The organism is Chryseobacterium sp. c4a (genome assembly GCF_009900745.1).
In the GTDB taxonomy this organism is placed as follows: Bacteria; Bacteroidota; Bacteroidia; order Flavobacteriales; family Weeksellaceae; genus Chryseobacterium.
Genome location: NZ_WXVU01000003.1, coordinates 71,370 through 85,383, shown reverse-complemented (window position 1 = coordinate 85,383; position 14,014 = coordinate 71,370). Strand labels below are relative to the sequence as shown.

The window sequence follows — 14,014 nt, the reverse complement described above, 5'->3', positions numbered from 1 at the left end:
TGATTTTAGATTAAAGATAACAGTTAAATCTTATACGGTGTCCATAAAGGTTTTTTCAACCTTATTAAAAATCAGTATTCCTAATACCAATAAAATAAGAATAATAACCGTACTGATTCCCAGCATTAATGGCGAGAAATCACCTACGCCAAGCCAGGCGTATTTAAAACATTCAAAAATCCCCGTAAGCGGATTATAGTATGCCAGTTTTTTGAATCCTGCCGGAAGAGAGGATACCGGATAGATTACCGGAGTGGCATACATATATAAACTCACTCCAAAGCCTAATAACATACTCAAATCTTTATATTTTGTAGTAAGAGCCGAAAATATCATTCCTACTCCCAATGCAAAAAAGGCCATCAATATGATCAGAAAAGGAGTTGCAAGAATCCAGATGTTAGGCTGCACTTTTCCTTGGCTCAGGTAATAAGCCCATGCAAGAAGAAATAAAAGGAACTGTACCCCAAAACGCATCAGGTTGGAGATGACAACTGAAAGTGGCGTTACCAGTCTTGGGAAATACACTTTCCCGAAAATAGTTGAGTTCCCTACAAAGGTAGTGGAAGTAGTAAGCAATGAAGCTGAGAAGTAATTCCAGAGAGTTACACCAGACAGATAAAATAAAATAGGGGGAGCACCATCTGTAGGAAGTTTGGCAATCGCTCCAAAAACAACCAGATATACGATTGTTGTTAAAACCGGGTTAATAAAAAACCAGATTGGCCCCAAAATGGTTTGCTTGAAGCTTGATATGAAGTCTCTTTTTACAAACATGTAAATAAGATCCTTATACCGCCATACTTCTTTAAGTTTTAAATCAAATAAAGAATGATTGGCTTCTATTGTTTCTGTCCACTTTTGCTGTGGTTCATTCATCTGTGTAAGTTTTTGCAAATTTATAATAATTAATTCTTACCGATTTTTAGTTCTTACATTAGATATAAGGCTAAAAGTGAATAACTAATATATTGATATTTGTTATTATGAACAAAAACTATTGACTATGAAGTCAATAGTTTACAAAGTTTATAAATTAAATGGTTATTGACCAACGAGTTGTTTCAAATACTGCCCGTAGCCACTTTTACCATACTTTACTGCTGTTTCCAATAGCTTTTCTTCGTTGATGAATTTATTTCTGAAAGCGATTTCCTCAATACATCCGATTTTAAACCCTTGCCTCTTTTCAATAACACTTACAAATTCTGAAGCATCATGAAGTGAATCAAATGTTCCGGTATCCAGCCATGCTGTACCTCTGTCCAGAACACCTACCTCAAGCTTTTCGTTTTTAAGATAAACATTATTAATGTCAGTAATTTCTAGTTCTCCTCTTGCAGAAGGTTGTATGTTTTTAGCAATTTCCACCACATTGTTGTCGTAAAAATAAAGACCTGGGACTGCGTAGTTTGATTTAGGTTTTAAAGGTTTTTCTTCAATAGAAACAGCTTTGAAATTGTTATCAAATTCTACAACACCATATCTTTCAGGGTCTGCAACGTGATAAGCAAAAACAACACCTCCATCCGGATTGGTTTTGTTCTTTAATAAAGTTCCCATTTCAGAACCATAGAAGATGTTGTCTCCTAAAACAAGCGCTGCCGGATCATTACCTATAAATTTATCACCTAGGATAAAGGCTTGTGCCAGGCCATCTGGGCTTGGCTGTACAACATATTCTATATTACAACCAATCTGAGAGCCATCACCTAATAGTTTAGTGAACCCAGCCTGATCATGTGGGGTTGTAATGATCAGAATATCCTTAATTCCAGCTAAAAGTAAAGTGGATAATGGATAGTAGATCATCGGTTTGTCGTAAACAGGCATTAGCTGCTTACTTACGGCAATGGTTAGAGGGTAAAGTCTTGTTCCGGATCCTCCGGCTAATATTATTCCTTTCATCTTTTTTATTTTATATTCTGTGATTGGCAATACTAATTGTACTGATTTTCATAGTATTTTTGGTAATCTCCGCTGGTTACATTTTCAAGCCATTCCTTGTTCTCAAGGTACCAGTCTATAGTTTTTCCTAATCCTTCTTCAAATGTTACGGAAGGCTTCCATCCCAAATCCTTATTTAATTTAGTGGCATCAATAGCATAACGCTTATCATGTCCTGGCCTGTCTTTGACAAATGTGATTAGCTTTTCAGAATAACCTTCAGGTTTTCCAAGTTTAGCATCCATCTGTTTGATTAATTCTTTAACCAAGTCAATATTCTGCCATTCATTGAATCCTCCTATATTATAAGTTTCTCCGGTTTTTGCTTCGTTGAAGATCTGGTGGATTCCTTTAGCATGATCGATTACAAATAACCAGTCTCTGGTGTATTTCCCGTCACCATAAATAGGTAAAGGCCTTTCGTTAATAATATTAGAGATACAAAGAGGGATCAGCTTTTCAGGGAAATGATTAGGACCATAATTGTTTGAGCAGTTGGATACAATAAATGGCATTCCATACGTATTTCCATATGCTCTTACTAAGTGGTCGGAAGCTGCTTTTGATGCAGAATATGGTGATTGAGGGTCATAAGAAGTAGTTTCTAAAAAGAATCCTGTTTCTCCTAAGCTACCATATACTTCATCCGTTGACACGTGATAAAATAAATTGGTTCTCTTCTCATCCGGAAATCTTCCGTGAGTATGCTCCGGGTTGAGTGTCCAGAATTCTTTACAAAGATTAAGAAGATTAGCTGTTCCGTTTACATTGGTGTTGATAAAAGCCATTGGATCAGTAATACTTCTGTCAACATGGCTTTCTGCGGCTAAATGTACAATTGCGTCTGGGTTATATTTTTCAAAAACCCTTCTTAGTTCTTCGGGTTTTGTAATGTCTGCTTTTTCGAAAACATAATTAGGTTCATTTTCAATGTCCTTCAGGTTTTCTAAATTTCCGGCATAAGTAAGAGCATCAAGATTAATGATGGTGCTTTCCGGATTGTTTTTTACAAATTCTCTTACAACATGGGACCCAATGAATCCTGCTCCTCCCGTAATAATAATGTTTTTCATTTCTTTATTTTGTAATTGTCTTTCTACCTATACTTTTATAATAAAATCCGTTTTGTTCAGGAATTTCTAATGGATACATATTCCTGCCGTCAAAAATAACCCTATTTTTCATTTTTTTAGCCATAAGCTCAAAATTAGGATTTTTGAATTCAGGCCATTCTGTAGCAATAAATAATGCATCTACGTCTTCCAATGCATCATACATTCCTTTAGCATATTGAATTTTATCGCCCAGTAGTTTTTGAACATTGTTTTCAGCAACAGCATCATAAGCTACAACTATTGCGCCTTTTTCTAACAAAAGAGCAATGTTATCTAAAGAAGATGCTTCTCTGATATCATCTGTATTGGCTTTGAAGGCGAGTCCCCACATGGCAATTTTTTTTCCTGCAATATTTCCGCCGAAATATTTTTCAATTTCAGAAACTAAAATTACTTTCTGGGAAGTATTTACATTTTCGGTAGCTTCCAGAATCTGAAAGTTGAAATCTTCCTGTTTTCCAGATTTTATAAGAGCTTTTACATCCTTCGGAAAGCAACTTCCACCGTATCCGATGCCTGGAAATAGGAATCTGTGCCCAATTCTGTCATCACTTCCCATTCCTAATCTTACCTTATCTACATCAGCACCTACTTTTTCACAGTAATTGGCAATCTCATTCATAAAGGTAATCTTTACAGCAAGGAATGAGTTTGCAGCATATTTTGTAAGCTCGGATGACTTTTCATCCATAAAAATAATCGGGATTCCCGTATTGGTAAATGGCTGATATATTTTAGCCATAATTTCTTTTGCTTTTTCTGAGCTGGCTCCCACGACTACTCTTGAAGGATTCATTGAATCTTCCACGGCAAAACCTTCTCTTAAAAATTCAGGATTGGAAACAACATCAAAAGGAATATTAGTTTTAAACGATATGGTTTCTCTTACTCTGTCTGCAGTGCCTACAGGAACAGTACTTTTATTAACAATAACCTTATATTCGGTCATCATTTCTCCAATATCATTGGCTACCTTTAATACATAGGATAGATCAGCAGAACCATCCTCGCCGGGAGGAGTAGGTAATGCGAGGTAAATCACTTCGCTTTTGTCTAAAGCTTCTTTTAAATTGGTGGTGAAAAATAATCTTTCAGATTGAATGTTTCTCAAAAACATCTCTTCAAGGTTCGGCTCATAGATGGGAACTACGCCGTTTTTCATACCTTCTACCTTTTTTTCATCAATATCAACACAGTATACTGAATTGCCAAGCTCTGCAAGAGTAGTTCCCGTAACTAATCCTACATAACCTGTTCCTACAATCGTTATATTCAAAATGTTTGTTTTTAAAATTCAAAGACAAAAGTAATAAAAATACCTTCATATGCCTGTTTAATTTAATGTAAATGAATTTCGTTCTATTTGCTTGATAATAAGATAATTTTGCATTTTTGGAAAAAAAGCGTATATTTGCCATGGATTTACGGAAAAAATGGGAAGGCTTCGCAAGAAAGCCTTTTTTCGTACTGTAAATCAAGATAAAAGAATGTATGGAGTTTAAAAAAAGAATTGAAGAATTATTAAATGAATTCCTTGAGACCAGAGAAGATCTTTTTCTTATTGATCTTAAAATCTCTGCAGGGGATGATATTACAGTGATTTTAGATGGTGATAATGGAGTTTCTTTGCAAGATTGCCTTGATGCAAGCCGTGCGATAGAATTCAATATGGATCGTGAAGAACACGACTTCAGCCTTCAGGTGATGTCTGCAGGATTAAGCGAACCATTAGTAACACCAAGACAGTTCAATAAAAACATAGGAAGAGAGATTGAGGTGATGTTGGAGGATTCTTCTAAAATTGAAGGAGAATTGTCAAAAGTAGACGAAGAGAAAATCACTCTTGTTTTACGTTACCGTAAACCGAAAGATATCGGGAAAGGAAAGGTGGATGTGGAAGAGGAAAAAGAAATTCCTTACACGGAGATCAAAAAGGCATTAGTAGTAATTAAATTTTAAAAAAGAAAAAAAAATAGATGGATAATATAGCGTTGATTGAATCCTTTGGTGATTTTAAAGACGAAAAAGGGATCAGTAAGATTGATCTTATGGCAATTATTGAAGATTCACTGAAGACTCTTTTGAGAAAAAGATTCGATTCAGATGACCACTTTGATGTGATTGTAAACCCGGATAAAGGAGATTTTCAGATATTTTTAAATAAAACAATTGTAGAGGACGAAATGTCTGAAGATGATGATTTGGAAATTGAAATTTCTGAAGCAAAGAAGATTGACCCTACCTTCGAAGTAGGTGAGGACTTTACAATGGAAATTCCTGTTGCTCAGTTGGGAAGAAGAAATATTCTTACCCTAAAGCAGATTCTGGCTACAAAACTTCAGGAGCATAATAATGCTATGCTGTATGAACAGTTTAGAGATAAAATTGGTGAAATCGTTGTAGGAGAAATCCACCACATTCGTCACAAGCATGTAATCTTGTTGGATGATGAAGGAAACGAATTTATTTTACCAAAAGAGAACCAGATCCCATCCGATTTCTTTAAAAAGGGTGAGAATATCAGAGCTATTGTTGAAACAGTAGATTTTAAAGGTTCAAAACCACAGATTATTATTTCCAGAACTGCACCTAAATTCTTAGAGAAATTATTAGAGCTGGAAATTCCTGAAATCCAAGATGGAACGATTATCTTGAAAAAGGTAGTAAGAATTCCTGGAGAAAAGGCGAAAATTGCAGTAGATGCTTATGATGACAGAATTGATCCTGTAGGAGCTTGTGTGGGTGTGAAGGGATCCAGAATTCATGGAGTAGTAAGAGAGTTGAAAAATGAAAACATCGATGTTATTCAGTGGTCTAAAAACCCTGAAATTTTGGTGAAGAGATCTTTAGGTAATATTACTATTAATAAAATTGATATCAACGAAGAGGCAAACTATGCATTAGTGTATACTCCAGTTGAAGAGATTTCTAAAGTAATCGGAAAACAAGGACAGAATATCAGATTGGCTTCTTGGTTGACAGGATATGAAATTGATGTTTACAGAGAGTCCAGCGAGGATGACGATGTTGAATTGAGAGAATTCAATGACGATATCGAGCAGTGGATTTTGGATGAATTTAAGAAAGTAGGACTTACAACTGCAAAATCAGTACTGGATAAAGAAACTGAGAGTCTTTTAAATATGGTTGACCTTGAAGAAGAAACAATTGAAGAGGTTAAACGTATTCTGAGAGAAGAATTTGAAGATTAAGAGATGATAAATCTTAATAAAACAGTGAAAAGGAAATACTTTAATTTTAAAAATTAAAAAAACAGTAAATAATATAGATGCCAAAAATTAGATTAAATAAAGCGGTTAAGGAATTCAACATCTCGATGTCCAGATTAGTAGAGTTTTTACACTCAAAGGGTTTCGAGGTTGAAGGCAATCCTAACGCTCAATTGGAAGAATCGGCATATTCTGCATTGGAAGCTGAGTTTGCTAAAGATGGCGAACAAAGAAAAGCTTCCCATGAGGTGGTGATCACTAAAGTTCCGGAAGAAAAACTGGAAATTGAAGAGAAGAAAACCCCTGAAGTGATAAGAGCTAAAGCAAACAAACCAGAAACCAAAATTTTAGGTAAGATAGATTTAGAGCCTGCAAAACCTGAAGTTGAAGAAACCCCTGCTGCTCCTGTAGTGTCACCGGTGGAAGAAAAGAAAGAAGAGATAGTGAAAGAAGAACCGGAAGTAAAAGCAGCTCCTGAAAAGCAGGAATTTAAAGTTTTGGATAAAATTGATTTGTCTCAGATAGAATCTAGAAATAGACCTGTAAAAAAAGACAAGCCAAAAATGGAGGAGAAAAAAGAAGAAGAAAAACCGGTTGAACCTGTAAAAGAAACTCCAAAACCAGTGGTAGAAGAGAAAAAAATAGAAGCTCCAAAAGTGGAAGCTGAACCTGAAAATCAGGAACCTCAAAAAATTGAAACTGTTTATCAGAAACTGGACGGTCCTAAGATCGTAGGTGAAAAAATTGACTTAACTCAGTTTGCCCCAAAACCAGGAGCTGGTGCTAAAAAGAAAAGAAAGAGAATTGAAAAACCTGGTGGCCAGAATAATCAAGGCCAAGGTGGAAACAATCAAAACTCTGGAAATAACAACCAAGGTGGCCAGGGTGGAAACCGTCCGCACAATAATAACAATGGTGGTGGACAAGGTGGAAACCGTCAGGGACAAGGTGGACAAGGAAATCGTCCACAAGGTCAAGGCGGCCAAGGTGGAAACCGTTTCGGAAATAACCAAGGTGGAAACCGTCCAGGTGGCCAAGGTGGTGGATTTAAGAAAGGAGGTCAAAACAACAGACCTGGTCAAAGAGTTATGCCAGTTGAATTAACTGACGAACAAGTTAAAAACCAGATCAAGGAAACCTTAGAAAAACTTACCAACAAAGGTGGTAAATCTAAATCTGCAAAACACAGAAAAGATAAGAGAACTTTCCGTAGAGAACAAGATGAACGTCAGCAGGAGCTTGAAGCACAAGACAGAACGCTGAAGGTAACAGAATTTATTACAGTAGGGGAATTAGCGAGCTTAATGAACGTTTCTCCAACTGAAGTAATCTCTGCATGTTTCTCACTAGGAGTAATGGTGACAATGAACCAAAGATTGGAAGCTGATACCTTATTATTAGTTGCTGATGAATTTGGTTATAAAATCGAATTCTCTGATGCTGATCTTGAAGATACAGATACAGAAGACGAAGTTGATACAGAAGAAAGCTTAGTATCAAGAGCTCCGGTTGTTACCGTAATGGGACACGTTGACCATGGTAAAACTTCATTGCTGGATTATGTTAGAAAAACTAACGTAATTGCAGGTGAATCAGGAGGGATTACTCAGCACATTGGTGCTTATAATGTGAAACTGGAAAATGGTCAGAGAATTACATTCTTAGATACTCCAGGTCACGAAGCCTTTACAGCGATGAGAGCAAGAGGTGCTCAAATTACTGATATTGCAATTATCGTAATTGCTGCCGATGATGATGTAATGCCACAAACAAAAGAGGCAATTGCTCACGCGCAAGCTGCAGGAGTGCCAATGATTATCGCGATTAACAAAGTAGATAAACCAAATGCAAACCCAGATAACATCCGTCAGCAACTTTCAGGTTTAAACCCTCCGGTTTTAGTGGAAGAATGGGGAGGAAATGTTCAGGCTCAAGAAATCTCTGCCAAATTCGGTAATAATGTAGATGTATTACTAGAGAAAGTTTTATTACAGGCAGAAATGCTTGAATTGAAAGCTAATCCAGACCGTTCGGCGAATGGTGTTGTTATCGAAGCATCTCTTGATAAAGGAAGAGGATATGTAGCAACAATGTTGGTACAAACCGGAACTTTAAGAGTTGGTGACTATGTAGTAGCAGGTAAAAATCATGGTAAAGTAAAAGCTTTACTTGATGAAAGAGGAAAGAACCTTGCGGAAGCGGGGCCTTCGATTCCAGCAACGATCTTAGGTTTAGACGGAGCGCCTACAGCAGGTGATAAATTCCGTGTTTATACTGATGAGAGTGAAGGTAAAGCTATTGCGAATAAGAGAGAGCAGCTTCAAAGAGAACTTTCTATTAGAACGAAAAAACATACAACACTTGAAGAATTAGGTAGACGTATTGCTCTAGGAGAATTCAAGGAATTGAATATTATCCTTAAAGGGGACGTGGATGGTTCTGTAGAGGCACTTTCTGATCAGTTACAAAGATTATCAACAGAAGAGATCAGTGTGAAGATCCTTCACTCAGGTGTAGGGCAGATCACAGAATCTGATATCAACTTAGCGGCAGCATCAGATGCTATTATCATTGGATTCAATGTAAGAGCTGGTGCTAATGCAAAAGAACTTGCAGACCGTGAGGAAATTGAAATCAGAACATATTCTGTAATCTATAAAGCAATAGATGAAGTAAAAGAAGCAATGGAAGGAATGCTTTCTCCAGAAATTCAGGAGCAGGTAATCGGTAATGTTGAAATCCGTGAGGTATTCAAGATTTCTAAAGTTGGTTCAATTGCAGGTTGTATGGTTCTTACTGGAAAAGTAACAAGACAGTCTAAAGTACGTTTGCTAAGAGACGGTATTGTGAAATTTGATGGAGAGCTTGAAAGCTTAAAGCGTTTCAAAGATGATGTGAAGGAAGTAACAAAAGGTTACGAATGTGGTCTGAACCTTAAAGGATACAACGATATTGAAATCGGTGATATTCTTGAAGTTTACGAAGAAGTAGCAGTTAAGAAAAAGCTGAAATAATATTCAGATATATAGATAAAAAAAGCCGTCTCAATGAGAAGGCTTTTTTGTTTGTAATCTTTTGAAGTAAACATTCTATTTAGAAATCAATGTTTCTTAATTTATAAAAACGAAACATAAAAACTTTGTTTGATGATTATTCATTGAGTAAAATAAGATCATCTTACTGTTTAAAGGTTGTTAAATTTTTTTTTATGAATGTTTATAGGTATGATGCACAGAATGAGTGGCTTGTTTTTTTTCTTGAATAAGTCTAAAAAAGACACTCAAATATATAAAAGTTTATAGCTTGTCAAAAATCATTAATTTTTTTACATATAAAGTTGTATTTGGTTGAAAATTAGCGCTATTCTAATTTAGATTTATTATAAATAATTTTTTTTTCATCGAATTATTAATTGTTAAATTGCTTTTTAAAACGAATATTTTTTATTTTGATAAATAAAGTGGACTTAATATTGCGGATTCTCTTGTTTGTAAGGGGTTCTGTGTGCCATATTGTGAACGAATTTGTACTTTGTTTATACATGAAATTTGCTAGTGTTAATATTTATTAACATATTTGCGACTAAAATATATTAAAATTTGTTAATATGAATGTTAAACTACGTGTATTGAGCGTTGGAGCATTGTTCTTTATAGGACAGGCTGTATCTGCTCAAAAAGTTAAGAAAGATACTACGGCTAAAGAAACTCAGATTGACGAGGTTGTAATGGTTGGGTATGGAAAGCAAAAGAAGACTGACGTTACGGGTGCTATTGCAACTGTTAAGAGTGAAGTTTTGCAAGAGCAACCGGTTTCATCCGTGGAACTTGCCCTACAAGGGAAAGCTCCTGGGGTTCAGGTAGCAAATACAGGTGGACGTGCAGGAAATAATACTAAAATAAGTATTAGAGGAAATGGATCTTTAAGTGCATCCAATAACCCTCTTTATATTATTGATGGTATTCCTCAGGAATCATTAGGAAACCTTGCTCCGGAAGATATCAATAGCATGGAAATCTTGAAAGATGCAGCTTCTGCAGCAATCTATGGTTCCAGAGCTTCAAACGGGGTTGTATTGGTTGAAACAAAAGCTGGAAGATATAATGGAAAGCCTAGTGTTTCTTTTTCATCATCTTATGGTATCCAGGAAATTATCAAAAGACCTAGATTGCTGAATGCTCAACAATATAAGCAAGTACATGATGTAGCTAGACAGAATTATTTAAGTGATATTGCTGCAGGTATATTACCAAAGCCGGCTAGTCAGCTAGAGTTAACTCCTATGAAAGATACAGGAATTGACACAGATTGGATGAATTATGTTTTGAGAACTGGAGCTATTACCAATAATCAGATAAGCTTTACAGCTGGAGGAGCATCTTCTAAGATGTATTTCTCAGCTTCTCATATTAGCCAAGACGGTATCATTATTGGAGATAATTATGAGATTTCAAGAGCAAGATTAAATGTTGAGCAAAAATTTGCAGATAACTTTAAGATTGGTATTAATACTTATTTTACATATACAAAAGCTAATCCTATAGCGGATGATAATAACACTTATCAACCTTATAGCAACGCAATGGCTGCGCCACCAAACCTTGCAGCATATGGTGCAAATGGTAAGCCTAATAGATTTAACTTTAACAACCCTCTATTTGCATTTGAACGTCAAGTAAGTGATAAATGGCAAAATATTGGAGCCAATTTCTTCGCAATATATAACCCTATCAAGGAAATTACTTTAAAGACATCCATCAGTGGTAATATTGCGTCTAACAGATATAACAGGTTTGATGCTCCTAATACAAGAAGAGGTGAAAATGCCGGAGTGCCTTGGGGATATGGTTATTACAGCACTGCTAATAACAGAGATTATTTGATCGAAAACACGGCGTCATATGACAAAGGTTTTGTTGATAATAGATTAAAACTTAGTGTTTTAGTTGGGCAATCTTTCCAAAGATGGGAATATGAAGATTCTCGTGTTGAGGGAGAAAATTTTCCATCAAATAATTTACCATGGTTAGTTTCTGCTGCAACAATTAATAAAGGAAGAAGTTATATGATTGCTATGTCATTAGCATCATTCTTCGGAAGAGCTCAGTTAACTTGGGATAACAAGTATAACTTAATGTTATCAACAAGATATGATGGTTCTTCTAAATTTGCAAAAGGTAATAAGTGGGGGAATTTTCCAGCAGCTTCAGTGGGATGGACAGTTTCTAATGAAGAATTCTTCAAAGTTCCTTTTATCAATGAATTTAAGCTTAGAGCGTCTTATGGTCTTACAGGAAACCAGACTGGTATTCCTTATTCAGGAGGTCTTAGTCTGATTGCAGCTGGGCAAAACCATAACCAAGAGCCTGGAACAGCTGTTACAGAATTATATAATCCTGATTTGAAGTGGGAGAAAGGTAAGTCTTTTGATGCTGGTTTGGATTTATCAATGTTTAACAGAAGAGTTAATTTAACTGTTGATTTCTATAACAAAACTACAAATGATCTGTTATACAGACTGCCAGTTCCTCAGGAAACAGGATATAACAGTAAATTAAGTAATGTAGGAACAATCAATAACAAAGGGATTGAGATTAGCTTAGATACAAAGATTATCAAAGGAGAAAGATTTAAATGGGATTTTGCGGCTAACTTCTCTTACAACAAGAACGTTGTTGAAAAGATCGGAACAAAAGCAGGATACTTTACAACAGGATTTGGATCAATCGTTAAAGAAGGAGAGCCTTTAGGTTCATTCTATATGATTGAAGCTTTAGGAGTTGCAAAAGAACGTTACGAATATAGAGATCAAAGTGGTAAAATAACTAAAGTTGTACAGCCAGGAGATATGATTTATAACGATCTTAATGGAGATGGAGTAATTGATTCCAACGATAGAAAAGTGTTTAATGGAGGTATTGCTCCAATTTATGGAGGTATTTCTACTAGATTCTCTTTTGATAAATTAGACCTTTCAATTAATGCTCAGTATTCTATTGGTAAAAAAGTTTATGCAATGTATAAAGAAGGGCAGTTAAGTGGAGCTGATACTGGATATCCTTCATATTCTGAAAATATGATTGCAGAGCAAATGAATTACTGGACACCTAATAATCCAAATACTAATGTTCCTCGTCCACATTTAGCGGGTGCAATTTCATCTTGGAATAATCAAAGATCTTCAAGATTCTTAGAAAATGCAGATTATTTAAGAATTACAGATATTACAATTGGATATAACTTTGACAAAACTCAATTAGGTTTTATCAAATCGATGAGAGTGTATGCTCAGGTAAGAAATCCATTTACATTTACTAAGTATTCAGGAGTAGATCCAGAAACTTATTATGTAGATCAGACTGCAGCTTCTTCTCAGAATACAGCAGATACAACTAAGGTAACTTCAGGATTCGACTTAAATGGTATTCCAAATGTAAAGGTATATAGTTTAGGGTTAAATGTTAACTTTTAATTAGAAAAGAAATGAAAAAAATAAGTATATTATTACTAGCATTTGGACTATTAGTAAGTTCATGTGAAAAAGCATTGGATATTCAATCTGAGGTAGCTTTAGATGCTAATTCTCCACTATCTTCTGATGATATTGATAAGTTATTAATTGGTGCTTATAGTAGTGTCATGAAACCAAATGATTATGGTTTCTTTAATATCATGGCTCCAGAAATTTTGGCTCAAGAAAATCTTCAACCGATTAAGTTTCAGTGGATTCAGGTTAAATATTTATATGAGCATACAACGCCTCCAGGAGATATTCTATTAACTTATCTATATAAAGATTTTTATAAAGGAATTAGTAGAGCAAACACTATATTAAAAGTTCCTACATCTTCTAATGCCCAAAAAGGAAAAGCAAGATATGTAAGAGCACTGTCTTATTTAAGGCTATATGATTTATATGAAGGAGTTCCATTAGTTGATGAAACTTATGATTCTAAGCCAATCAAAGCATCTTCTCCTAAAGAAGTATTGAACTTTATTATCAATGACTTAAAGTTTGCAAAAGATAATATTGAGCCTTTCAATGTTAATGATCCTAAAGCTTTGCTTAAGCCTACAAAAGAAGCTGCTATGGCTCTTCTAGCGAGAGTTTACAGAATGAATGGAGATATTCAAAACGCAGGTCTTGAAGCTGAAGCATTGATTAAGAGTGGTAAATTTGCTATTTCAGATAATCCAAAAGATTTAGATGCTGAAACCATTCTTAAATTTAAAGGAAACAGAGCTGAGGAAAATGGATCTTGGGGATGGATTTTAAGTTATGACGCAAGTACATGGAACTGTTTTGCTGCTTCTCAAAGTCTTTTAAACTTGTTAGGAACTAATGATACTAGAAAAGTTTTGTTCGATTTTGCTGAAGCGCCAGATACAGATGGTTTTGTTTTCTCTAATAAATACAGTAAATCTGATGATTCTGATCTTTTGATCTCAAGAATCCCAGAAATGTATTTGATTTCTGCAGAAGCAGGAAATGCTAATAGATTAACAGAATTACAAACTAAAAGACATTCAACTCTTTCTCTAGATAATGAAAGAAGACTAGAACTATCTTTTGAATGGGTAAGATGGTCTGATCTTAAACTTAAAGGAGAAAAGTATAAATTGCCTTTCCCTCAGGGAGCGGTAGATGCTAATGAACTTTTAGGACAATAGTTTCCAAAATTATAGTAATATTTAACATATTATATATAGAACCCCTGCATA

The 14,014-nt window shown here is 35.2% G+C and carries 9 protein-coding genes; 5 read left to right on the top strand and 4 right to left on the bottom strand.

Annotated elements, in window-relative coordinates; all coding sequences use genetic code 11:
- Nucleotides 1–30: 30 nt before the first annotated feature.
- From GTR01_RS06390 to GTR01_RS06375, 4 genes are all read right to left on the bottom strand, one after another.
- Nucleotides 31–879: an ABC transporter permease gene (locus GTR01_RS06390; RefSeq protein WP_160137032.1), complete on the bottom strand. Its 849-nt coding sequence runs from the start codon at nt 877–879 to the stop codon at nt 31–33.
- Between the two features lie 165 nt (nt 880–1,044).
- Nucleotides 1,045–1,908, bottom strand: a complete 864-nt coding sequence (gene rfbA, locus GTR01_RS06385; RefSeq protein WP_160137031.1) for a glucose-1-phosphate thymidylyltransferase RfbA — start codon at nt 1,906–1,908, stop codon at nt 1,045–1,047.
- Between the two features lie 32 nt (nt 1,909–1,940).
- Nucleotides 1,941–3,020, bottom strand: coding sequence for a dTDP-glucose 4,6-dehydratase (rfbB, locus tag GTR01_RS06380; protein WP_160137030.1), 1,080 nt, complete (start codon nt 3,018–3,020; stop codon nt 1,941–1,943).
- 4 nt (nt 3,021–3,024) lie between these two features.
- Nucleotides 3,025–4,338: a UDP-glucose dehydrogenase family protein gene (locus GTR01_RS06375; protein WP_160137029.1), complete on the bottom strand. Its 1,314-nt coding sequence runs from the start codon at nt 4,336–4,338 to the stop codon at nt 3,025–3,027.
- Nucleotides 4,339–4,553: 215 nt separating this feature from the next.
- On the opposite strand from GTR01_RS06375, the gene rimP reads away from it, so the two are divergent.
- The 5 genes from rimP to GTR01_RS06350 all read left to right on the top strand — a co-directional run bounded on the left by rimP (nt 4,554) and on the right by GTR01_RS06350 (nt 13,963).
- Nucleotides 4,554–5,021, top strand: a complete 468-nt coding sequence (rimP, locus tag GTR01_RS06370) for a ribosome assembly cofactor RimP (RefSeq protein ID WP_160137028.1) — start codon at nt 4,554–4,556, stop codon at nt 5,019–5,021.
- A 17-nt stretch (nt 5,022–5,038) separates the two neighbouring features.
- On the top strand, nt 5,039–6,274 hold the full coding sequence (gene nusA / locus GTR01_RS06365; protein ID WP_160137027.1) for a transcription termination factor NusA: 1,236 nt from the start codon (nt 5,039–5,041) through the stop codon (nt 6,272–6,274).
- A 77-nt stretch (nt 6,275–6,351) separates the two neighbouring features.
- On the top strand, nt 6,352–9,306 hold the full coding sequence (gene infB / locus GTR01_RS06360; RefSeq protein ID WP_160137026.1) for a translation initiation factor IF-2: 2,955 nt from the start codon (nt 6,352–6,354) through the stop codon (nt 9,304–9,306).
- Nucleotides 9,307–9,899: 593 nt separating this feature from the next.
- Entirely contained in the window at nt 9,900–12,764 is a 2,865-nt protein-coding gene (locus GTR01_RS06355) for a SusC/RagA family TonB-linked outer membrane protein (RefSeq protein WP_160137025.1), read from the top strand.
- Between the two features lie 11 nt (nt 12,765–12,775).
- Nucleotides 12,776–13,963 (top strand): RagB/SusD family nutrient uptake outer membrane protein, encoded by a 1,188-nt coding sequence (locus GTR01_RS06350; protein WP_160137024.1) that lies wholly within the window; start codon nt 12,776–12,778, stop codon nt 13,961–13,963.
- Nucleotides 13,964–14,014 lie beyond the last annotated feature (51 nt).

Coding starts and splice junctions, on each gene's coding strand:
- GTR01_RS06390 (WP_160137032.1), bottom strand. CDS start 879: ATGAATGAACCACAGCAAAAGTGGACAGAAACAATAGAAGCCAATCAT.
- rfbA (WP_160137031.1), bottom strand. CDS start 1,908: ATGAAAGGAATAATATTAGCCGGAGGATCCGGAACAAGACTTTACCCT.
- rfbB (WP_160137030.1), bottom strand. CDS start 3,020: ATGAAAAACATTATTATTACGGGAGGAGCAGGATTCATTGGGTCCCAT.
- rimP (WP_160137028.1), top strand. CDS start 4,554: ATGGAGTTTAAAAAAAGAATTGAAGAATTATTAAATGAATTCCTTGAG.
- nusA (WP_160137027.1), top strand. CDS start 5,039: ATGGATAATATAGCGTTGATTGAATCCTTTGGTGATTTTAAAGACGAA.
- infB (WP_160137026.1), top strand. CDS start 6,352: ATGCCAAAAATTAGATTAAATAAAGCGGTTAAGGAATTCAACATCTCG.
- GTR01_RS06355 (WP_160137025.1), top strand. CDS start 9,900: ATGAATGTTAAACTACGTGTATTGAGCGTTGGAGCATTGTTCTTTATA.
- GTR01_RS06350 (WP_160137024.1), top strand. CDS start 12,776: ATGAAAAAAATAAGTATATTATTACTAGCATTTGGACTATTAGTAAGT.